Annotated in this window: 10 protein-coding genes; 8 read left to right on the forward strand and 2 right to left on the reverse strand. The window is 52.6% G+C overall.

The window, feature by feature from the left end:
• The first annotated feature begins 88 nt into the window (after positions 1-88).
• Positions 89-994, forward strand: a complete 906-nt coding sequence (locus tag HQN87_RS25485) for a helix-turn-helix transcriptional regulator (protein ID WP_173139069.1) — start codon at positions 89-91, stop codon at positions 992-994.
• A gap of 88 nt (positions 995-1082) precedes the next feature.
• On the opposite strand, the gene HQN87_RS25490 is transcribed toward HQN87_RS25485, so the two are convergent.
• Positions 1083-2828 (reverse strand): acyltransferase, encoded by a 1746-nt coding sequence (locus HQN87_RS25490; RefSeq protein ID WP_173139071.1) that lies wholly within the window; start codon positions 2826-2828, stop codon positions 1083-1085.
• A gap of 86 nt (positions 2829-2914) precedes the next feature.
• Here HQN87_RS25490 and HQN87_RS25495 point away from each other — a divergent pair, with 86 nt between their 5' ends.
• The 3 genes from HQN87_RS25495 (at position 2915) to nspC (ending at position 6703) form a co-directional block, all read left to right on the forward strand.
• On the forward strand, positions 2915-3823 hold the full coding sequence (locus tag HQN87_RS25495; protein WP_173139073.1) for a helix-turn-helix transcriptional regulator: 909 nt from the start codon (positions 2915-2917) through the stop codon (positions 3821-3823).
• 517 nt (positions 3824-4340) lie between these two features.
• Positions 4341-5540, forward strand: a complete 1200-nt coding sequence (locus HQN87_RS25500; protein WP_173139075.1) for a saccharopine dehydrogenase family protein — start codon at positions 4341-4343, stop codon at positions 5538-5540.
• A gap of 26 nt (positions 5541-5566) precedes the next feature.
• Positions 5567-6703 (forward strand): carboxynorspermidine decarboxylase, encoded by a 1137-nt coding sequence (nspC, locus tag HQN87_RS25505; RefSeq protein WP_173139150.1) that lies wholly within the window; start codon positions 5567-5569, stop codon positions 6701-6703.
• A gap of 316 nt (positions 6704-7019) precedes the next feature.
• On the opposite strand, the gene HQN87_RS25510 is transcribed toward nspC, so the two are convergent.
• Entirely contained in the window at positions 7020-8558 is a 1539-nt protein-coding gene (locus HQN87_RS25510; protein WP_173139077.1) for a stalk domain-containing protein, read from the reverse strand.
• Between the two features lie 188 nt (positions 8559-8746).
• Here HQN87_RS25510 and HQN87_RS25515 point away from each other — a divergent pair, with 188 nt between their 5' ends.
• From HQN87_RS25515 to HQN87_RS25530, 4 genes are all read left to right on the forward strand, one after another.
• Positions 8747-9370 carry a deoxynucleoside kinase gene (locus HQN87_RS25515; RefSeq protein WP_173139079.1) on the forward strand — a complete coding sequence of 208 codons (624 nt, stop codon included), beginning with the start codon at positions 8747-8749 and terminating at the stop codon, positions 9368-9370.
• Complete coding sequence (locus HQN87_RS25520) at positions 9367-10020, forward strand: deoxynucleoside kinase (protein ID WP_173139081.1); 654 nt, start codon at positions 9367-9369, stop codon at positions 10018-10020. The genes HQN87_RS25515 and HQN87_RS25520 overlap by 4 nt, the downstream gene beginning before the upstream one ends.
• A 918-nt stretch (positions 10021-10938) precedes the next feature.
• Complete coding sequence (locus HQN87_RS25525; RefSeq protein WP_173139082.1) at positions 10939-16539, forward strand: hypothetical protein; 5601 nt, start codon at positions 10939-10941, stop codon at positions 16537-16539.
• Between the two features lie 27 nt (positions 16540-16566).
• Positions 16567-24369 (forward strand): S-layer homology domain-containing protein, encoded by a 7803-nt coding sequence (locus tag HQN87_RS25530; RefSeq protein WP_173139084.1) that lies wholly within the window; start codon positions 16567-16569, stop codon positions 24367-24369.
• Positions 24370-24406: the final 37 nt, after the last annotated feature.

A 24406-nucleotide genomic window follows, 5' to 3' on the forward strand; every position in this document is an offset into this window, starting at 1 on the left:
GATTAGTTGCTAACGCCCTAGTGGCTCCCTTCTAATCTGTATGTTACAATACAACTACGTCAAAAACTGTCGTAATTGGAGGGCGTTTATGAACGAGCGGAGATTAACCATGATGCGGATCATCGACTCCCGAAAGAAGTTTACGGCCCGTGAGCTGGCAGAACGCTTTAACGTATCGGTTCGGACCATCCAGCGCGACCTGGATTACCTGCAGCAAATCGGTTTTCCGCTATACAGCAAGCAAGGAGCTCATGGCGGATACCGGGCGCTGGAGAACCGTATTTTGCCTCCGTTGCAGTTAACCCGCAGCGAGGCGCTCGGCTTGTTTCTGATGCTTGAAATACTGGAGAGGGTGCCCGACTTCCCGTTTGATGCGATTCGCTCCCACCTGTCCGTGCAATATTACGGGAGCTTGCCTTCTGATGTGCAGACGAACATTGATGAGATGCGCAGCCACATTTCCTTCCGCATGATTCACCTATCTGAGCCTGCACCCTGGACGACGGAAATTTTGGAGGCAGCGATTACCAAGCAGGAAATCCGGATCGTCTATAGGTCCTCCACAGGGGAGAAGGAGCACATATTGTATCCCTTCGGCTTATATTTCGAAAACGGATATTGGTACATGCCAGCTCGTAACGGGGATAAGGTGCTCCTCTTTCGGGTGGACCGGATTCAAAACGTGGAGAGGACTGGCCCGGTTGATCCCGAAGTTCCTTCCCTCACCGAATGGATGCAAACTCCCGAGAACCGTGAGACAGCCGAGGTGTTGCTTCGGTTTTCCCCTTTTGGGGCGCGCCTCGCCAAAGACACCCCTTTTTTTAATACGGTTACGGACGGTCATTGGAGCGGTCCGGTTCCGCTAGAAGAGTTCCCATTTACGGCCCGGATGCTTATCCGCTTCGGCCCCGATGTACGGGTGCTATCCCCACCCCGGCTGAGAGATATGGTGCTCCAGCTCTTGCGGGAGAGCATGGATCAGTACAAGGAATAAGCAAAAAACACTCCCATGATGGGGAGTGTTTTTTACATGCTTTGAGGGAAAATCACACTTTTCTTATGAAAAAGTATCAGTAAGGGTGTTACTGCGCAGATAACAGGAAGGCGGGCTCCAGATGGTGAACTCCCTTAGGAGAGTAACCCAGCGCTGAACTTACACCGCACAGATCAGCCAGCAGATAGAGGATGCTCAGCCACATCTCGGTTCCTTGCAGACCGGTGTCCTGCTGCTGCGATAGCTGGAAGGCGAAGCCGCGATCCGGTACCCAGTATCCCAGCACCTCGCCGAGCATGTTCTCCGCCCAGGCGCGGATCTCTGCCCGGCGGTAATCGGTCTGCTTCAGGCACAGCCAGAGCGGATGGACGACATCCAGCACGTTGCACGCATTGAGTACTTCTGCGCGGAAGAACCGGCGGTCCCTGCTGTGGGCCAGAACAGTATCAATGCTTCGCTCTGGATACGGCAGCGGCAGGCCGAACTGGGCGTAAGTCGCGCGGGTCAGCCGGTAGAAGCCGTTCACCGGCTGCAGCCAGCCTTCCTCCGCAGTAGGCTGGCCCCATAGCCCTGAGTCCCGGCGGCAATGCGTCGCCAGCCAGCCGAACAGATCATCGGGCCGTTTGCGGGAGCCGAAGGTCTTCAGGTTGTGGTACAGACCCGTGGCGTAGCAGTCAATCCAGTCCCCTCCGCCCCAGGCATTCTTCTCCCAAGGCAGTTCATTAAGCTGCTGATAGAGCTTGGGGGTATCCATATTCTCGACAACCGCAACGGGGAAGGGCAGAGCAGAATCCAGCACCTCAAGCGCATAACCTACAGCGAGCAGATGATAACGCGAGAGATGGTCGGTTAACAGCTCCGGCCGGTCTTCCGGTCCGGGCGGCGACCACGGGTCGGGCAGCAGCCCTGTCCCGGCATCCTGGAATCCCTGCAAGGTAGTGACCAATTCGGCCTGCGTCCAGCCCGGCGGCAGGCTGCCGAACATCGCTGCAATCTCCACCGCATCACAGTAAGCACGGACGGTCCGCTTATATCCCGGCCGGTCCCTGAACAGCTTCTCCCCCTCCGTATTTTCGGAGTAGTACTCCAGCAGGGGAACAAGCTGCTCCTGGACCTGTCTGCCGAAATCCGCGAGCTGTAGCCCGAGCCTGCTGGAAGCCGGGGCCGCGCCAGCAACCGGCTGTGCTCCTCCCCCATGATCCTCCGTTGTCATCGCTGAATCCTCCTTAGCTTCCATAATCTCCGCCGTTGCTGCTGCATCCCCGGCCAGCCGGGTGCGGATTACCCTTGCGGGGTTGCCGCCAACTATGCTGTAAGGCGGCACCTCTCTGGTAACTATGGCACCGGCAGCAATAATACTGTGCGAACCGATCCGCACCCCGTCCAGAATAACAGCATTGGCCCCAATCCATACATCGTCCCCGATGATAATCCCTTTGACCGTACAGGGCTGGCGGAAGACCGGGATATCCGCCGAAGCGAAGCCGTGGTTGAAGCCATACATACTGGCATGGGAAGCAATCCTGACCCCGTCGCCCATGGTAATATCGCCTGACAATACACTGTAGCTGTTGAGGGAGCAGTCGCTGCCCATGATCAGCCGGGCGCTGCGGACAACCGCTCCCCCGGCAATATAACTCCGGTCGCCCATCTGAAGCTTATCCGGCAAGACAACCGCCTGCGGCGAGACGTAACAGGACTCCCCGAAGGTGCAGGGGTATTCCGCAGCAAGCTGCTGCTGGTACTGGATTTGCTCCGGGCGCTCCTGTGCCGACGGGCCGATCCAGGGCATATAATCCAGCGCCTTCCGTGAGGCGGGTAAGGGTTCATACATCTGATTCTCTCCTTCATTATTGAGGTCGTTGATTCCCTAAGTGTAGCAGCCTTGGGAGGGCGGAAACATGGCATAAAGACCATGACTTGCTTGTCAAAAACGCTTCCGTCTTCTATGCTAATTCCAAGAATGACAGTCCGAACGGAAGGGGGGAGCCGGAGGTGGAGAAGGTTCTGCAGAACCTGGCTATAGATATTCACTGGATTCACGATAAAATCACCTTCCCGCACTGGAGTGACATCCGCCAGAATATGAACGTGCACAGCTTGTACTGGATTCAGGAGGGGGAGGGTGTCTTTCGTACGGACGATGAGCACCCGGTCTCGCCGGGTATGCTGTTCTATCTGCGGCCGGGGCTGTCCATGGAGATGAAGAGCGGAAGTGCACAGCCACTGCGGATCACGATGATCCTGCTCTCGCTCTATACCTTATCGCCTTCTGCGGATAACCGGGGCAGGGTAGAGCCGCTGGAGGTGCTGCCGCTGCCCTTCCTGGTGAAGCCGGGGAAGGAGCAGGGAAAACAGCTAAGCCTGTTGTTCCACCGGATTGCTGCCGACTGGGTCCCCGCAAGCACGGGAAGCCAGCTCATGACGCAATCGCTGCTCTATCAGCTACTGAACGAATTGCTTCAGGCCGAGGCTCATGCCCACCCTGACCGGGGGCAGGGGTACGAGCTGTTTTTACGGATCAAGGATGATCTGGAACGGCGCTATAGTGACCCCTTGCATATTCATGATCTGGCGGTGCGCTACGGGATATCCTCCTCGTATTTACGCAGTCTTTTTCAGCAATATCTGCACCAGAGTCCCAAGGTTTATCTAAGTGAAATCCGCTATGAGCATGCGAAGAAGCTGCTGCTGTACACCAGATTGACCTTGAAGGAGATTGCGGCCGCCTGCGGGTACAGCGATGAATTTCATTTCAGCAAAGCCTTCAAGCAGCTCGGCGGACAGCCGCCGTCTGTGATCCGCACCCGAAGTGACGGGCAGGGCTAAGAATGTTCTGATCCGGGGGCCGGACAGGTATGGGATAGACCGTGTTACACATACTAACCGGATGGAATGGAATGGGAGAGACCTGATGTAACATTGCGCTGAGCAGTTAGCGGGAGTGAAAAACGGGTAAATAACTATAATGTGCCGCAGGTTGCCCTTTGGTGTGATGGTCCGCTTAAATTTGAAATAAAAATGTTGAAGAACTCCGCCACTGTGATATAATTATCCGGTTGGCCTTATGGACTAAGAAGTGAACAAGGCTGCAAGTGATGTCAGGTAATATGAATGTCAAAATCGCAGCAAAACGAAGGATTTCAGTGTAATGAAGTGAATTCAAGAGTATTAATGGAGAAAACCGCAGATTTTACACGGAACAACTCATTTTTTGTCGGATTTTATTGATTTATTGAGAAAGTTTCTGTATAATCAGCGTTGTTGATTTTTCATAGGATGTAGCCTGTTCCAGAGCAGCAAGGCTAATAACTAATAACTTAAGCAAAATTAGGGGGTTATTAATTTGGGAAAAGCGTTAATTATTGGCGCTGGCGGTGTAGCGAGCGTTGTTGTTCATAAATGCTGCCAGAACCCGGATGTATTCGAAGAGATCTGCATTGCCAGCCGTACGGTGTCGAAATGCGATGCGCTCAAGGAGAAGCTGGACGGGGGCCTGACGAAGATTTCTACGGCCAAGCTGGATGCTGACAACACGGAAGAAGTCATTGAGCTGATCAAGAGCTTCCAGCCGGATGTCGTGATTAATGTGGCTCTCCCTTACCAGGATCTGACGATCATGGATGCCTGCCTGGCTACCGGAGTGCATTATGTAGATACAGCCAACTACGAACCGCAGGATACCGCGAAGTTTGAATATTCCTGGCAGTGGGCGTACAAGGAACGGTTCGAGAAGGCCGGAATTACGGCGCTGCTCGGCAGCGGTTTTGACCCTGGCGTAACCGGTGTGTTCACGGCTTATGCGCAGAAGCATTATTTTGACGAGATTCATACGATTGATATTGTGGATGCGAATGCGGGCGACCATGGTTATCCGTTTGCCACCAACTTCAATCCCGAGATTAATATCCGCGAGATCACAGCGAACGGACGTTACTTCGAGAATGGCGAGTGGATTGAGACGCCGCCGCTGTCCGAGAAGAAGGTATACGATCTCCCGGAGATCGGTCCGAAGGATATCTACCTGCTGTACCATGAAGAGCTGGAATCCCTGGCTGTGAATATCCCTGGCGTGAAAAAAATCCGCTTCTGGATGACCTTCTCGCAGAACTACCTGACGCACCTGAAGGTGCTTGAGAATGTCGGCATGACTTCGATTGAGCCGATTAATTATGAAGGTAAAGAGATTATTCCGTTGCAGTTCCTGAAGGCTATTCTGCCTGACCCGGCTTCCCTGGGACCAAGAACCAAAGGTAAAACGAACATTGGCTGTATCATTCAAGGTACCAAAGACGGTCAGCCCAAAACCTATTATGTCTACAATGTCTGCGATCACGAAGAGTGCTACAGAGAGGTTGGCTCCCAGGCCATTTCCTACACTACCGGCGTTCCTGCAATGATCGGGGCTATGATGATTATCAAAGGCATCTGGAACAAACCCGGCGTACACAACATCGAAGAGTTCGATCCCGATCCATTCATGGATGCCCTTAATAAACACGGTCTGCCTTGGCAAGAAGATTTCTCGCCGACGCTGCTGGATTAAGGCGCGAGATCATGAAGAATACGGATATAGATATTGATATCAGCACACTGCCGTCACCTGCCTATCTCGTGGACGAGCGTCTGCTGACGAAGAACCTGGAGACCCTTAATTATGTGCAGGAGAAGAGCGGAGCGAAGATTCTTCTTGCGCAAAAAGGCTTCTCCATGCACTCCATGTACCCGCTTGTAGGCAAATACCTGCATGGCGTAACCTCCAGCTCCCTGTTTGAAGCCCGCCTGGGCTTCGAGGAGATGGGCAAAGAGGTCCATGTCTATGCACCGGCTTATGTGGACCGCGAGTTCGATGAGCTGCTTCGCTACAGCGACCACATGGTATTCAACTCGTTCGATCAGTGGAGCCGGTTCAAAGAGCGGGTGCAGAACGCACCGAAGAAGATCAGCTGCGGCATTCGCGTCAATCCGGAATATTCCGAGATTGAAGTGCCGCTGTATGACCCTTGCTACAACTTCTCCCGTATGGGCGTAACCCTGCCGAACTTCCGGCCGGATGAGCTGGACGGTATTGACGGGCTGCATTTCCACACGATGTGCGAGCAGAACTCGGACACGCTGGAGCGTACGCTTAAGGTGGTAGAAGAGAAGTTCGGCCCGTATCTGCACGGAATGAAATGGCTGAACTTCGGCGGCGGTCACCACATTACCCGTCCTGATTATGATCTGGAGACGCTGATCAAGTGCATTCTGCATATGAAGGAAACCTACAATGTGGAGATCTATCTGGAGCCGGGCGAAGCGATTGCCCTTAACACGGGATACCTGGTGGCGACTGTACTCGACACGATGCATAACGGTATGGATATTGCGATTCTCGATACCTCCGCGGAATGCCATATGCCGGATGTGCTGGCGATGCCTTACCGTCCGGGCATTATCGGTGCCGGAATGCCGGGCGAATTCGCGCATACGTACAGACTTGGCGGCATGACCTGCCTGGCGGGGGATGTCATCGGCGATTATTCCTTCCCGGAGCCGCTCAAATACGGCGACAAGCTGATCTTCACCGACATGGCGCATTACTCCATGGTGAAGAACCACATGTTCAACGGCGTGAATCTGCCCGCTATTGCTTCTTATAATGAAGAAGAAGGCATCAAGGTGATCCGCGAGTTTGAATACAGTGACTTTAGCGGCCGGTTGTCATAAAATATAGAAGCGCCCCTTCAGCTTTGGCTGTTGGGGCGCTTTTGTGTGTGGTGCGGATGATATAGGGGCAATATGCTGCAGAAAAGGCAACAATGCTGCTGCTGATCCGCCCGTCTGCTTGGATTCCTGCACATAATACAACATTGCTGCTGCTGTGGTCTGCCAACCTGCTGATTATCCTGCAAAATGTGCAACAATACCCAGATTAGGTTCCTGACTAGTTAGAAATCCTGCAATCCGTGCAACAATTAGTAGGTTATATCACCATACCTGTTCCTGTTCTGCTCTTAGACTCTTAGATCAGCGAAAGCGATGCTTACTTCGAGCTGATCGCAATTCTGCCCTCCTGCGGCAGCCATTCGACCTTCGCCCCCAGCTGTTCGCTGATGAAGCGCAGCGGCAGATAGACCGTACCGTTAACTACAAACGGTGGCGTGGGTAGAGGGATACTTTTACCATTCACGGTTGTCGCTCCGGTCACGGTGTTGATGACGATGGATAATGGAGATTTGTCAGCAGCGGTGCCGGTAATGGTGACTACCTTGTCCATGGAATATCCGACAGTCGCGCCCATCTTGCTGAACAGCGAACGCAGCGGAATGAAGTTCAGGCTGCTCCGGGTGATGACACCGTTCGTGAAGGCGATGGATTCGCCGTTCAGGGTAACGGAGATCGGCTGCTGCATGGGGACAGGTTCTTTATAGCTGAATTCATAGGTGCCGTATCCGAGCTCCGCGTCTTTGTTCACGCCCCAGCCCCAGAGCGTGCCGTCCTGCTTCTGCATAATGATGTGTCTTCCGCCGCCCTGCATCGACTGGATACCCGAAGCAAGCAGGGTGAACTTTGCATTCGGGGACATAAGCTCTGCTGCTATCGAAGCCGCATAGACCTTGCCGTCTGAGGTCAGGGCGACAATAGATTGTTCAACGATGTAGGCATCGGTCACCTTGCTGATTCCTGAGAAGACAACGGGAACGGGTTCATCCTGATAAGTGGTTCCATCCGAATATCCGGTAACCGTGGAGCCCCAGAACCATAGACGGGATTGCACGTCAACCGCGAGCCGGCTGCGCCCATTGTTATACAGAGCCCGAATATCCGTTAGGCCGGAAAATGGAGTGGCCGTTACCACTGCCGGGTCACTTTGGGTCTCGGGTTCATATTCATTCTGGACCGGCCAGGTCCAGACGCTGCCATTTTTGCTGAGCGCATAATTCTGTTCCAGCTGGACAATATCCTTCAGATTGGCAACTGGTTTGAAGGTGGCAAGTTCATCCATACTGGTCCAGACCGTACCATCCGTCTTCAGGAACAAATAACGCTGCCAGGAGCTAACCTTATTGTTAAGCTTGTTGTTCTCGTAATATTGCGAGACAGCAGCAACATGGTCTATACCCGGGACTGGTGCGAAGGGGGAGACTGTATTTGTGCCAGGTGACGTTACTGAAGTATATAACGTACCTTCTCCAGTGACTGCTATGTTACGCCGGTAGCTGCTTTGGACATGGGTTACATTTTTCAATTCCGGTACAGGCGTGACTTCGATGGCCATCGTCCGGGCGTTGGTCTCCCATTTCCAGACAGAGCCATCCCTCCCGGTAACAAGTGCCCCGTTGTTCCATAGCGGGTAAGAAGCTTGTATTTCACTTACGCCATGTACTTGTGTAGGGACGGACTTCGTGCCACCCCAGACCCATAAGGAACCATCCTCCTTAATTAGATGATTGGGTCCATAAGAAGAGATGTCGGAAGCACCTGTACTTGCTGCTGCTGTTGCAGCCTCGGGAGTCCCAAGAGTCAGACACGCCGTCAAACCCATGACCATACTTAATAGCAGATTTCTTTTTTTCATCATGACATCCTCTACTCTCCATAGAATATTACTGAAATAGGTAAATATAAGAATATATTTCCTTCCATATAGACGCTGCATGGGCGCGAAAAGTTTCTTTGAAAATAGCAGTTCATAGCAGGCGCTCCTGTGTTACAATAATTTAGTCTGTTTTTTGGAATTGTCCGTATTTGAGGAGGAAACAAGCGTTAATGACACATGCACCCTTTATAGCCGTGGAAGGCCCGATTGGAGCCGGTAAAACCACACTCGCCACCATGCTCGCCCATGCAATGCAGCTTCCGGTGATCAAAGAGATTGTCGATGAGAATCCGTTTCTGGACAAGTTCTATCAGAATATGGACGATTGGAGCTTTCAGCTGGAGATGTTTTTCCTCTGCAACCGGTTCAAGCAGCTTGAGGATACTACCACGCAGTACATAGATCAAGGAAAGCCGGTCATTTCGGATTATCATATCTATAAGAACCTGATTTTCGGGGAACGGACGCTGAAGGGATCGAAACGGGACAAATACCGGGAGATCTATCATATTCTGACCGATGATTTTCCGAAGCCCAATATCATTCTGTATATCCGGGCCGATCTGGATACGCTGCTGGCCAGGATTGCCAAGCGCGCCCGTACGTTCGAAGAGATCATTGCGCCTGCCTATCTGCAGCAGTTAATTGAGGATTATGACGAGGCGATGGCCTCACTGGCCCGCCGTGAACCGTCCACTGTAATTATTACCATCGACGGCAACCAGGTGGATTTCGTGGAGAACCCGGAAGATTTCGCCGCCATCGCTGAACAAGTAAAGGAGCTTATGAAATGAACAGTTACAACATCCCGGACAATGCCATTATCACGGTAGCCGGAACCGTAGGTGTCGGCAAATCGACCCTGACCGCAGCACTGGCGCAGCGCCTGAATTTCCAGACGTCACTTGAACAGGTGGATCATAATCCGTACCTGGAGAAGTTCTATCATGATTTCGAGCGGTGGAGCTTCCACCTGCAGATCTATTTCCTCGCGGAACGCTTCAAGGAGCAGAAGAAGATGTTCGAGCTGGGCGGCGGGTTCGTGCAGGACCGTTCGATCTATGAGGACACCGGGATTTTCGCCAAAATGCACGCCGATCAGGGAACCATGTCGAAGACCGATTATGCAACCTACACCAGCCTGTACGAAGCCATGGTCATGACGCCATATTTCCCGCACCCGGATGTGCTGATCTATATTGAGGGCAGTCTGCCTTCGATCCTGACCCGGATCAATGAGCGCGGACGCGAGATGGAGATTCAGACCGACGTCTCCTACTGGGAGCATATGCACGGCCGCTATTCGCAGTGGATCAACGAATTCAGCGCCTGCCCGGTGCTGCGGCTGAATATTGATGAGTATGATGTGAAGGACCCGGCTTCGGTGTCCGCCATTCTGGAGCAGGTAGGCGCGGTGATTGGCCGGGCTGCGGTGGGGAAGTAAGGGGTTTGGTTAGAAGAGGGTATGAGCTATAGTGATGTGAAGAAGCGGCACCAGTTCAACTGGGAGCTGCTTTTTTTAATACAATTTATTTTGGATATCCAAAACCTCTCTTTAATGTTTTATCAGATTTAACCGCAACTGAGCCATTCTCAGTGCGGTTTTTTTGTTGTAGAGGAAATTATATTATCCGTCTGTTGTGGATAAAAGCATGGGCAAAATGTATGCGAAAACAAACATGTCTTTCAAGGCACAACTCCAGCATGAAATGAGCAGCGCGCCTAAAAAAGAACGTCGTCTGTTCATCTATTTAACAAATTTCAACGGAAAACCGAACACAATTAGACTGGGTGGGTAGCGTAAGCCGAATGTAATCGGAAAACCGAACACAATTGGACTGGAGGCGCTGCGTAGGCCGAATGTAATCGGAAAACCGACACACAATTGGACTGGACGCGCTGCGTAGGCCGAATGTAATCGGAAAACCGAACACAATGTACAGGTGCGACTACGCATGTGCCGGATTCCCGGCATTGGGCAGAGGGATAAGAGAGGTAGCCATACGAGTTGTGTGGACCTCTGAGGTTCTTACATTATCCACTCGCAGAGTGGTTTTTTTGTGTTTTCAGACATTTTTTTTAGATAATCAGGACTATTTTTCATTTTCCGAGTGTATTAACCCTATTTAGGGCAGTTTGAAACGGATTTTGTCGAGATTTGTTAAGAGTTTGTTTAGAGCCGCCTGATAGAATAAACGCAGATATGAAAAAATAGGTAGTTTATGACCAGTATTTTTTGTCCACGGGAGGGCAGGGCGAAAGGAGAATGCGGAAGCATAGGGAGTGAATCCAGACTACAGCGAAGCTTGCTGCACGCCGGACAGGAAATGATGAACGAATAAGGGGGAGCATCACATTGTTAATGAGCAGGAGATTGAAGAGATATACCTCGCTAAGCTTGATTCTCAGCATGTTGTTGTCGTTATTACCCGGTTCCTTAAGCGGACTGGCAGAGGCTGCGGGTGATGATTTTGAGGTTACGTTTCCGAACGGGCAACATGTCGGCAACCTAAGCTACCCTGCGGACAATACATTTCTCAACTTTTATACCAAGGTGCCAGGGTTCAAGCAGACAGAGGAAGATAAAGACGCCAAATACGACTGGGCGAAGGGCGATATCTTTGCCGGTGTCGATGATAATGAAGCAACGGTTCAATTCCAGGTGAAGGTAGCCGACAATCCGCTTCTGAAGAATATGGCGGAGAGCGGGCATGCCGAGATGATTACAGGGTTCGCCGTGCTGCGGCGTCACTCCGGGGTCTTCTGGACGCGCCGTTCGGAAATTAAAGTGAGCATTGATGGAAGAGACATTATCAGTGAAAAAACCGGTAGCAGTCAGAAATATAATAAGTCAGCTAAGGCTATCATCAAACCTGACTCAATCATTAATATAATGGTGTATGGCCAAGGCGATGACGACGGTGAAGCGGCAGGTGTGCGCGGATTCTACCTCAAGTTCCAGGATCTCAAGCGTCCGGTCATCGACAATTATACCTTCACCGGCAACGGTGCAGAACGGCTGAACGATAAGATTAATCAGAGAGAGCTGTATGTCAAAAGAGATGAGAACATCACGCTCAGCTACAACTTCAACGAGCCGGTCAGACCGACTTCGGTAGTTGAAGCTAACTCCGATTATTTCCTGCGGCACAAGCTGTTCATTAATGATCCGGACACCGGACTTCCGGCAGCCGGACAGCAGCAGTATCTGCAGAATACAAGCTTCACTAAGAACACCCTGGATTCCTACCAGAAGAAAATTGCTTACAAATATACGGGAGTTCCTTTTCATAACAGCGGCAATCTTCCGCTGAGACCGTTAATTACCGGGGGTACCACCGGCGGGGCGCAGATGGATCTGTCGCTGGATAATAAATTGAAAGAAGCTGTGCTCAGTGATGCGGCAGGGAACAAAGCGGTTGTCAATCTCAACACTGTACCGAGCAGCGGCAGCAATGCCTGGCTGGACCGGAAAAGCGGGAACCCGTTTGACTTCGACCGGGGCGGCTTCCGCGTCATTGTCGATGCCGTACGTCCGAAGTACTCCAAGACAGCCAACGGGATTCAGCCGGAGATTCTGACCGGGGTTACGCTCAACAAGGGAGATGTCATTGACTTCACTCTACAGATGACGGAAGAGGCGATTGCCAAAACCGGCTGGGATGAGAAGAAAACCTTCATCCTCTTCAATAACGGAATGAAAGCCTATTATGTTATAGGCAAGAATACACCGAATTGGACGTTCCGCATGACTGTGCCTGACGGGCTGGCCGTAGAGACTCCGCTGCTCAAGGCCGTAGCCATATCTAATGATGCCAAGGGCGGCAGTGAGCCTATCCAGATGGATACCGATGTTATCCAGGATTACGCAGGCAACCTGATGATTCAGCCCGCTAACTACGATGGAATCCATAAAGAGAAAATTGAGCCTTACGGCAGTGACGACTCGCTCGCCAACTCCAAGATCGACTGGGCGAACCTGTTCATCGACAATACGATGCCGATGATCGGTTACCGGTTCGAGGCAGAAGGCGCAAGTGCCACAAAATACGCGAAAAAAGGTAAGGTTACGATTGATGCCAACGATCCGTCGATTAAAGTCCCTCACCTTGATCCGACTGTAGCAGACCGTGGTGCCGAGCGGCCGAGCCGCGGAATCTACCGTCCTTCCAATATGAGTGCGGAAGCCTCTCCTTCGGTGGGTCTGGTGTACTACTGGTGGAGTAAGGAAAAGGCTGATCCGTTTGCTACGGTAGCCGGAGATCATTACGCGGCGCTCAAGCGTTACGCACTCTCCGCCAAGCAGCCGTCGGAAGAGTTGTATCCCGGACAATTCGAGAATGTAGAGCTGTCGGTCGTGAACAACAAGACGAACCTGCTTGCCCCTCCACCGGAAGCCTTCGAGGAAGGAAACAGCGGAGAATGGTACCTGCATACCTGGACAGCCGATATGAGCTGGGATTCAGCCAGAGAATTGCTGCAGGATGAGAAGAAAGATGTATATAAGAAGACACATGAGGAACAGTACAAGGCTTGGATCGCAGAAGCACCGGGTGAAGAGGCAGACAAGATCTTTTATGCCGATAATCAGGCGCTCGCTGCTGTTGGACAATACGGGGATGAGAGTGTCTGGCCGCTTGAAGACTTCAAGAATGACGACTCCAACTGGACCCATGAGGTAGGCGTTCTGAAGCTGGACAACCAGGGACCTGCTATTACCATGGCCGGAGGGGACAGCACCACTGTACAAGCTCTGGTGAAGGACCCGCATAGCGGAGTCAATAGCGTGAAGTATCAATGGGTGAAGGACGGGGATTCCCCGGCGAGCGAGAAGTGGGCGGATACGCCATACTCCGGTTCAACCGTAACCCGGTCCACCTATGAGGATATTGATGAGGATGGCTCCTATTGGCTCTATCTGAAGGCAATTGATAATGCGGGCAATGAGACGGTCAAGACACCGCAGGAAAGAGCAGTGGTTGTGAGCTCAGAGGCTGCGATTCCGACACAGTTCACACCGGAAGCTAATCCTGATTTTGTTAAGAGTCATGATGTTACCTTCCAGATCACTGGAGTGCACCCGGATTATGTGGGTTATGCCATCACCGACAGCTCTGTTCATCCGAATGAAGACAGTAAGTTCACCGGACTGGATGTTGCCAAGGTATCGGATAGTTCACCTTCAGCTGAGAGGAAAGTGAATGAAGACGGAGCGGAAGCTGCTGAGCCAGTTGCTCCGGCAGAGTCTGTTGCTCCAGTAGAGCCGGGTCCTCCGGCAGAACCGGAAGTCACCGCAAGCATCGGGCCGGTAGCCATCCTTAAGTTCTTGGCTTCCGGGCCCGCAGAACCTGAGCTGACGCCGCTTGCAGCGGATGAGACTCCGGCGCCGGATAGCAGTGCCGAGCCGGCAACGACTCCTGCTGCTTCAGCAGAAGCAACTGAACCAGCAGCTACACCTGCTGCCTCACCAGAGGCAACTGAACCGGCGGCAGACAACACTGATTCCAAGCTGGCAGCCAAGGGCCTTGGTGCTACTGTAAGTGAAGCCACCTACAGCTATGTGGTTCCAGTTAACGATAAATTGAACGGAACGCAATACATTCATCTGATGGTGAAGCACAGCGACAGAACGTATTACTATTCGAAGGCTTATTATTTTGACAATGAAGCACCGGTGGTGTATTTCAGCCCTGAGGCGGTTGCTTATCCGCTGCCGCAGCAGAAGACGAGTGTAAGCGTGTCGGAATTCTATAGCACAACAGGACTTGTCAGCAAATATAAATGGGTCAGACAACAAGCGGGTGCAGAAGTACCTACAGAGTCTTCTGCAGAATGGAAGGACGTACCGGCAGGCGGTTCGGTGTCTATAGACGACAAATCGCTGAAAGCGGGAGAGATTGCCGAATACCGGTTATATGTACTCGCGGTTGACGGGGCGGGCAACAGCTCTGTGACGGCAAGCGCAGGAACCTTCAAAGTATCGGCAACGACACAGCCGGAGGCACCTGTGTCAAATGCCAAGTCCTCTCTGATCTATCTGTCCGGTGATGAAAAGGACGGCTACACGGCAATTGTGAAGCTGAGTCTCGAATCTGAGGACAAGACAGGCTATGAATATTCCATCTCCCCGGATAACGGTGTGAGCTGGTTGAACTGGAAGCCGTACACCAACTTCGTAGCCGTGAAGGTTCCGACTGGTGATCCGAAGCTGCTCCAGGTGGCGGTGAAGTACAGAACGCCGGGCGGTCTGATCAGTACAGCGGCTAAGCTTGATGTCGGGGAAGGCACTCCTACCACAGTACAGCCGGTCTATGCGCTCGCAACACTCAGCGTGAACAGTCCGGTAAATGCTACGGTTGGTGCGGATATTGAGATCGCACTTCCGCCGGGTATCCGTGTAATCCCTTCGAAGGTTAACCCTTCGGTGCCTGTGCGGACCGGCAACTCATTCAAGATCTATCAGAATGGCTATTACAGCTTCGATCTGACTGATCTCAGTGATCCGGACCGGACAGATACCCTGTATCTGGTTGTGAAGAATATTGACGGCACGGCTCCGGAGGGAACGGTCGAATACTCCAACATGGAGCGTACGAACGGTAATGTGGTCGCTTATCTTCAGAGCACCTCAGAGCCTGTAACGATTACGAATAATGGCGGCAAGAATGCGTACACCTTCAAGGACAATGGCACCTTCGTCTTTGAGATTAAGGACGCGGCCGGGAACACCAATACCGTCGAAGCCATAGTTAAGAACATTAACAAAGAAGCGCCGAAGGTAAAGGTGGTCCGTTCCTACCAATATGGCGAGAACGGAAGCCTGACCTTTGGCACCGTGAAGGATAACGGCGGTAATGTGCTGTTCTCCACGGGAGTCACTGTTACGGTAGAGAAGGCAGATGCCTCGGCGAAAGCCATTAAGGTCATCAGCGAGGCCAAGAGCGTTACACTGACTGAGAATGGAACAGCCGCCTTCACAGTGGTTGATGAGTACGGCAATACGGCAGTCATTAAAGAGAAGGTTACGACGATTCTCTCCGGGCCGCCTGAGGTGGATAAGATTACCTATACCTATGTAGATGCGGATGGCAAAGCTGTTCCGGCAGATCAGATCGTTACGATCGGCGGACAGAAATATGCCAAGGGCAAGGTGAAGGTTACGCTTAGCGGCAGTGTCGCAGCCCCTAACAAAATGTTCTTCGGAGCAAGACCCATCCAGAGCGGAGCAGCTTATACGAATCAGATCAGTACAGCGGACGGCACCTTCAGCTACTGGCGTGCTTTTGAGAGCAGCGGAGCAGCGGTGGTTACGATCTCGGATCTGCTGGGCAATGTGAACAAGGTTCCGGTTACGATAGGGGGTCTTGATAACACAGCGCCTGAGCTGACGCTGAATAACGAAACAGCAGGTATTGTCCAGAACAAGAAGGACTTTAACTTCCGCACTGATCTCGGCGGCTTCACCGTATCCGATAATGTGTCGGCAGCAGCGAATGTGAAGGTAGCTATCAGCGGGCTGGATCTCGGCAAGCTTGGTCGCCAGCGTGTTACGTACACTGCGGTTGACCAGGTAGGAAATAAGACGGTTGTATATCAGGATGTGGTAGTCGTGAAGGATGGCGGACTGCTGATCTTCGGTAACGACACCTTAATCTCGGCTTCCTCCGGTGAGTCTGCACTCTTCAATACCAATACACTCACCTTCAAGGTTACCGGTTATAACGTAATGAAGGTAGCCGGAGCAGACAAGATCAACCAGGCCGGAACCTTCGATATCCTGTATTACCCTGGTCTGTACCGCGAAGGACAGCTGAAGCTTGTGAAGCAGAAGCTAACTTACGCTGAATTGGTGAACAGTCAATTTAAGGTCACCTTCCCGAAAACAGGCTGGTATACCATCGTCGTGAGAACCCAGGAGCGGGACCGCGAATTTGCCACCTTCTTTGTCGGCAATATGAAATAGTTGAAAGAAGAACAGGGGGAATACTTGGTGAAGCTGTTGAAACGCATAGTAGCGGTAATGCTCACACTAATCATGGTATTTCTGTCCACCTCCGAGAGCTTTCATGCTCTCGTAGAGGCGGCCAGCAGTACTAAGACAACCATGATCCAGAATGACTTTATTAAGGTCACCGTGGATAACGAAACCGGGCGTTACGGCATTCGCACCGTAGACGGCCAGCCGATCCGCAAGAAAGATAACAATGTGAATCTGCTGTTCCAGGGAGATGACCCGGAAACGTCGTTCACGACGTTCCGCATCGACGGAACTGATTATATTTACGGGAATAAATACAAGTTCGACAACAGCCATTATTCCGAGACTACTGCACCCAAAGTGGTGGAGAATTCAAATGGTACCAAGCAGCTTGAGATGATCTGGAAGATTAAAGGGGTAGAGATTAAGCAGATTCTGATGCTCTACACTGACAGCAAGGATGCTGTCAATTCCGGAAATGTCAACATCCGCTATGAAGTGAACAACCGGAGCAATGCGCAGGTCCAGGTCGGCAGCCGGATTCTGCTGGATACCATGGTCGGCGGCAACGATGGACCGCAGTTCCAGATTGGCACCGCCTATAAGTCACCGCTGCAGGTAGAGCGGAAGCTGGTGCATAATCCGGAGGAGGATGCCGGAATCCCGGAAGAGGACAGAGCTTACTTCAAGATTCCTGCTTACTGGGTTATGCGCGACAAGCTGGATTTGACCAATCCGCAGGCAACCAATGTCGTTGCTTACGGCTTCAATAACTTTGCCGAACAGAACATTAATATTGTGGATGAGATGATTGTCGGGCACTGGAACGGCCTGGCGAATACGAAATGGGATTACAAGGTACATCCCAACCTGGACTTCACCAGAGACACCAATGATTATGGTACAGCGGATTCCGCCGTTGCCTTCTACTGGAACCCGGACAAGCTGGCAGCCGGAGGCTTCCAGAGCTTCGAGACCGTATATGGGCTCGGTGAAATTACCGCACCGGACAAAGTGTTCTCGATCCGTTATGTAGATCAGGTTCAGCAGCTGGCTACGGCTGATCTGGGAGAAGGAGAGACGGTTCCGTCGAAGTACAAGGACAACGGAGTGTTCACCATCACCGCCGAGGTGGAGAATCTGCAGGCATATAATATGGAGCACTCCAAGATCGAAGTGGAGATGACGCTGGAGAGCGGCCTCAGCTTCGTCAGGCAGGATGAGAAGGGACAGGATATTATAGACGCGAGCGGTAATCCTGTCCTGGAGAATGACCGCAGCAAAATGCTGGAATTCAAAAAGTCAGCCTCTCCTGAGGAAGCTGCACTGGGCATCGAGCCGAAGTACAAGCCGGGTGACGCGATTACCGCGACTTTCCGGGTTCAGGCTAAGGGCAGACCTTGGCCGGTAACGCGGGAATATATGATCTCGGCGAGAAGCCCGGAGACGCAAGGCAAAATCGAAGGCATCGCAGATGAGGGCATCAAAGCCCAGTATGAGTCTAACCGTACAAACTTCATTCTGCTGCCGCCGGTAGGCGAAGCAACCGCTACGTATTCCTACGCGCTGTCACCGGCGGAATTATACAGCACGGATGTGAAATATCTGACGGTGAATCTGTCAAATATTGAAGCCTACAATACGGGCAATGCGACTACAGCGCCTAACTTTGATCTGTACCTCAAAGATAAGGCAAGCGGAAGCCGCTACAAGGTGAATGTGCAGGATGCAGTAGTCATGCAGCCTACAGACGATGGCTACTCCGGGTCGATGCGGGTTACGTACCGCGGCGGGGACCTTGTGGACGAAGGCGGCAATGTGCTGGAAGCCGGGCTGGGACCTGAATTGCCACTGGGTGAATACCAGGTGGAGATTGATTATAAAGGCGACGCCGGCGGGGACGAGGAAGTAGCCGCATTATATGATATGACTACTCCGCAGTCGTTCCTGGTCACCGATAATAATGACACGCGAATCCGTGAAGCCGGGGTTATGGCGGTGTACAGGGAAGCTGTGGATATCAGCGGTCTCGCGAACGGTTCCTCGGTAGAGGATGAATTGCTGGATCAGCTGAACTCGCTGTTCCCGGGTGAGCCCTTCAAGGACGGCTCGTTCCTGTACTCTGCTGTGACCGAATATAAGAAGACCAAAGCCTTGTTCGGAGCAGCCAGCAAGGCGGTTGATCCTGAATTTGATATCAGTGAATTCATGGATGATGAAGCGCTTGAAGAGACTCCTCTGTATGCCTACAAATTGTTTGCAACCGAAGAGGATTTTGAAGCCTTCCAGGAAGAAGCGGAATCCGAGGACCCGGAATTCGACCGTGAGATTCTGGTTACGGTCCGCGGAATGATCAAGCAGGTCGGCACGGGTGATGAAGAGCAGGTCATCGTGGATACCAAGACCGAACCGGCCATTATTAATGATGCTGTGGCCTATACAGGCAAGGATCTGGCTTTTGTACGCGGCAAGCTGGACATCTTCGGAAATAGCCTTCCGGGCGATCTTCCCTTCCTGGATACCTTGTTCATCAAGGGTGACGGAACGCTCAGCGTAGCGAGCAGCGGGTTCGTCTTCCATAAGGGCGAATGGACGCTGGATTTCTTCAACGGCTTCTCCAAATCCCTTGGAGATGAGAACTACAATCCGTCCAAGGTGGAGACACCAGAGGAAGAGGAGGAAGAGGAAGAAGGCAGTAAGGAAGATCAAGGCAATGACGGTAATCCGGAAGACGACAGCCAGAACGGCAGCCTGAAATGGGCCATCGGCGGTGTGGGCGACAGACTGAATCCGCTGCGCCAGGTCATGATCGGGGATGTGTACTTCAACAAGCAGTCTTTGTTCGGGGCTCCAAGCTTCGCGATTGACGGCTTTGGCTTCTCCTTCAATGATTTCATTCTGAGAGAGAACGGGATTTCCTTCGGCGGCTCCTTGTCCCTGAAGATCATTAACTCAGAGATTAAGAATGTCATATTCAACAGTGCGGGCTTCTATGGCGTGGATGCCTCGCTTGGTTTCGATCTGAATCAGGAGATGGGCCTGTTCGGACCGGATAAGAAGAAGGACGCTGATAAGAAGGAAGGCCCGGATGCTCCAAGCGGCAAGGTTACCATCAAGCATGCCGTGCAGAATGGCGGAGTCGGTAACGAATATGGGCTGGAGTTCGCGGCACAGCTGAAGAACATGATGGGTGTGGAAATTGAATTCTCGCTCAAAAAGGTCAAGGACGGCCGGATTCTGCCGGATGTCATCGCCTTCGGGGCCGAGCTTCCGAAGCCGGGGATTCTTGTCACCGGGGCGACCTATCTGACCGCTATACGCGGTGCGGTACGTGAGCTGGCGGATACCATTGCCGGGGGCACGGCGCAGGACCCGTTCCCGTTGACCATTGAAGCGGGCGTAGGTATGCGCTTCGGGATTGCCCCGGCGTACTTCTTCGGGGATGTGGACCTGACGGTGAAACGTACCGGCCTCAAGGTGGAAGGCAAGCTTGATTTTGCCGCAAAGGATGATGCTGAAGAAGATGACCGGCTCCCGATGCTGACCAAAGCACTGCTTGAAGCACAGTGGGTGACCCCATGGTTCGTGCGCGTAGAAGCGGCAATGGATATCGGCGGCTGGGATATCATTATCGGTAAGGCGGGAATCTTCGTCGGACAGAATCTGGAGAAGAACCGCACTGATTTTGAAGGCTACATTGGTTCCAAAGTGCAAATACCGAAGGATGTACCGATTGTCGGCGGAATGCCGCTGTCCAGCATGTTCCTGGGCGTTAATAATGACAAGGTCTGGGGCAGTATCGGTGTGCTGTTTATCTCTCTGGGCATTACCTACTACTGGAGCGGGGGCATCGAATTCGGTACTTCTACCGATCAGCTGCCGGAAGGCATGATCCATCTCGTGGTGGATGATCCCGAGCTTGGACCGCGTCTGATGGTGATTGGTGAAGGCGTGCAGACTCTGGCGACTTCCCAGGTTGCTTCCGAGGAGGATGATCAGGAGATTATCTACCGTGAAGTAGCAGAAGGCGTGAAGTATGTCGAGAACGGATCGGTGAATGTCGGCGTAGGCGGCATCACAGTGAAGAACGGCGGCAGAATCCACGAGATTCCTATGGGCGCTGCATCGGGCAATGCCATTATTGAGATGGAATACAGCAGCAAGGAACTGCCGGAATTCAAGCTGCAGGATGCGGCAGGCAAGGATTATCCGGTGGTATTCGAGACCTTTGCCAATCCGGACAAGCCTAACCCTAAGGCAAATGCTTTTACACAATATATTCCTGCAAGCTATAAGTCAGGGGATACAACCAGACTCAACGATGAGGTGGATATCCGCAGAGCTTATATTATTATTCCTGAGAATGAGGCTAAAAAAGGCGGAACCTGGACGCTTACGGCAGTCTCTGCAGTTGAGACCAAGCTGATGAATATTCCTACGCTGCCAACACTCGGAGAAGTGAATCTGGCGAAGGACAGCTCGGATATCAATAAACTCACAGCTTCCTGGACAGTAGCCAACGCAGCCGAAGGCGATACAGTGAACCTGTATCTGGCTGAAGATGCGGTGACCACAGAAACAACGAAGGTAAAGGGACAGGAAGTGCTATCGCCGGGTGATCCGGGAATGCTGATTGCCAAGGATGTGCCGGTTGGTGCAGGCGGATCGGTCAGCGGTGGTGTAACCAGCGGCAGCAAGGTAATTGATGTAACGAATGTAACCTTGATGGGCAATCCCGAGGATATCCGCGGGCTGCTCAGACAAGGCAACTATTACCTGCGGGCCGAGCTGAAATCAAGCGCCACCTTCGGCACCAAGACTTCACCGCAGCGGTTCGAGCTCATTGATCCGCTGGCACCGCAGGTGGTCAGTGACGTCACGGTTGAGCCTGCCGGTAACGGATTGTTCTCGCTCTCCTTCAAGCCGGGAGCGAAGAAGGCGGGACACAGCGGCTTCGAGCATAGCTTCATCATTGATGCGCAGCGCGAGGTAGGTGGCAAGCTGGAGTCGTACTCGCCGTTTGGAGAAATTCTGTATACCGAACAGGAACTTCAGCCTTACTGGAATGCAGCGACTGGTAAATACGAAGGCCTCCTGATCGGCGGCTGGAAGGCTCTGTCCACTTCGGATGAAGTGAATACGGGCAGCCTTGAAGGAACGGTCATGGATGTAAGCAAGGTGAAGTATACCGGTCTGGAAGTTGGCAAGGAGTATGTGGTGGGTGTTACTGCTGCAACAGTTCCAACGGAAGATGCGGACAAGAATCAGAACTATCATTATGCCGAGCGCCAGGACAGCAGCAAGAAGCTGCTGCCGCTTCCGAGTCTGCCGAAGCTTGAGGTAGCGGTAGATAACGATAAAGGCACGGCAGTAGATACCGGAAATTACATTAATGTACTGACAAGCGAAACGAAGCAGAAGCTGACGCTCTCTTCCAAACAGTCCAATCTGACGGTGGAAGTATTCAACGCTGATAAATCCATCGCTACGTTAGCTTTGACGAACAAGACTGGCGGCGGAAGCGAAGGCGTCCTGAATCTCGACCAGTTCCAGACAGACGGCCCGTTCGCTCTTGAACTGAGAGCCAGAAATACGGTGACCAAGGATATCTCAGTGACGATGCTGTATCTGACGGTAGATACGATCGCACCGGTCCTGTATCTGACGGAGCCGGTAACGGGCGAACGTACCGCACAGGGCGCAGTTCGTGTAGCCGGAACGACAACTACAGGAACGAAGCTGGCCGCAGTTTATACCGTGAGCCAGTTACAGCCGGATGGAAAATACAAGGATGTTGAGATTTCTGCTCCACTTACAGTGGACTCGTTAACCGGTGATTTCAACGGAACCGTGAAGATTGACTCGGCTGAGCCTTCCGTAGCCCTCAATATTGTGGCTAAGGACGAAGCTGGCAATCTGAATACAGCGGTTGTGGATATTACGAACGCTGGATACAAGGTTCCTGTAGCACTGGTTCTGAAGGGAACGGAAGAGGACCTGGAGCCAGGGCAAACAGGCAAAGTTCAGGCTTATCTCAAGGTCTCGGACGGCAAGGACGAGAATACCGGCAAGCCGAAATTCAAGGAAGAGCCGATTGCAGATAAGGATCTGCAGAGATTGACTTATACAGTCGCCGTAGGCGATGCAGTGTCTTTGTCGGCAGACGGCGGAATTACCGCACTTGCCACCGGCTCCAGCCTGATTGAGGCAGAGTATCAGGTGTCCGAGGGTGTTACGCTCAAGGGCATGGCTGTGACAACTGTAGCTGTACCTGAATCGAATGAATTGGGTACTGTGCAAGCCGTCTCCTCGCCAATCAGCGGAGACAGCAACCGCACGAAGATTACGGTGACTTCCGCCGGAGATATGACCGGACAGCAGATCGCTTACAAGGTCTTCTCGTCCAATCCGGTGGAACTGAAAAGGAATGACAATGTAAGTTCATGGAGTCTGCTTCCGCTCGATGGTATCGTGACCGCTCATCCAGGGTCTGTCGTTGTGCTGGCCAAGCGTACCTCCCTGGACAAGCTGGTTAGGGCATCCGGCAGTGTTCCTGCATCGGTCTGGACCAGCAGCGGTTCAGGCGGAGGCGGCGGTGCTGGCGGTGGTGGCGGAGGCGGTGGTGCCGTACCGGGAGTTGTTGAAGAACAAGCACCGGAGCAGGCAGCCCAGATTACCGTTAACGGCCAGGCCGTGACAGCAGAGTGGGATGGACTTACCGCTATCGTCCGGATTACGGATAAAGAAGCTGCAGCAGGCAGTGACCTCACAGTAAACTCCACCGATCCGAATGCCAAAGCATTCCGTATCCAGGTGGATCAGAGTGTGGTACAGCAGCAACTGGCAGCGAAGAAGAAGATTGTGATTGAAGCTCCAATGGGACATCTGGTCATTGCGCCTGAGAATCTTGCAGGTGTAACCGCCGGACTTACCATCGGTATTGGTGCCAATAGTGCTGCCGATCAGCAGGCCATGAAGGCTATTGCCGATCAGCAAGGCTTCACGCTGATGGGGGCAGGAGCAGGTGTAACCGTTACGGCGAACCTGCCGCAGGGCAGCTGGACTCCGGCGCTTGCAGCCAAGATTGCCATTCCTGCGCCGCTTGCGGCCAAGGAGATTACGGCTATGGTGCTTAAGGACAAAGACGGGAACTGGACGACTGTGCCATGGACGCTGGACAGCAGCGGCACAGCAGTGAATGTACAGCTGACCGGAGAAGGAAGTCTCTTCTTCATCCGCAACCAGAAGACCTTCAAGGATATGCCTTCAGGCTGGGGCAAGGCAGGTATCGCGGCTGCATCTGCCAAGCTGTTCGTCTTGGGTAAGTCGGCAGATACGTTCGATCCGGCAGGCCAAGTGACCAGAGCAGAGTATCCAACGATTCTGCTGCGGGTCGCAGGTCTGATGAACAAGCAGGCAGCTTCGGCGGGCTTCACTGATGTCAGCGGCAGCAGCTGGTATAACCGCAGCGTCTCCATTGCTGCCGGGCTGGGTATTGTTACCGGACTTGAAGGCGGCAAATACGCGCCTAAGGATACACTTACGCGTGTAGAAGCGATGACGATGCTCGGAAGATTGCTGAATCAAGTTAATCCGGGCAGTGAACTTAGTGAGGCTGAAGTCACTTCGATCCTCAGCGGCTTCACTGACAAGGACAAGGTTCCGGCATGGGCGGGACAAGCAGTGGCTCTGAGCATCAAGAACGGAATTATCCTTGGGGAAGGCAACAAGGTGAATCCGTCCAATCCGCTTACGCGTGAACAGGCGGCAGCTATTGCCATTAGACTTGATCAGTTCATTACAGCCAAGCAATAAGAGAATGTGCCCGTACCGCTTACAGGCGGGCGGGCAT

This window comes from Paenibacillus tritici (genome assembly GCF_013204885.1).
GTDB lineage: Bacteria > Bacillota > Bacilli > Paenibacillales > Paenibacillaceae > Paenibacillus_AQ > Paenibacillus_AQ tritici.

What these genes read in the sequence shown, in the direction of transcription:
- HQN87_RS25485 (WP_173139069.1), top strand. Translation starts at nt 89, where the DNA reads ATGAACGAGCGGAGATTAACCATGATGCGGATCATCGACTCCCGAAAG.
- HQN87_RS25490 (WP_173139071.1), bottom strand. Translation starts at nt 2,828, where the DNA reads ATGTATGAACCCTTACCCGCCTCACGGAAGGCGCTGGATTATATGCCC.
- HQN87_RS25510 (WP_173139077.1), bottom strand. Translation starts at nt 8,558, where the DNA reads ATGATGAAAAAAAGAAATCTGCTATTAAGTATGGTCATGGGTTTGACG.
- HQN87_RS25515 (WP_173139079.1), top strand. Translation starts at nt 8,747, where the DNA reads ATGACACATGCACCCTTTATAGCCGTGGAAGGCCCGATTGGAGCCGGT.
- HQN87_RS25520 (WP_173139081.1), top strand. Translation starts at nt 9,367, where the DNA reads ATGAACAGTTACAACATCCCGGACAATGCCATTATCACGGTAGCCGGA.
- HQN87_RS25525 (WP_173139082.1), top strand. Translation starts at nt 10,939, where the DNA reads ATGAGCAGGAGATTGAAGAGATATACCTCGCTAAGCTTGATTCTCAGC.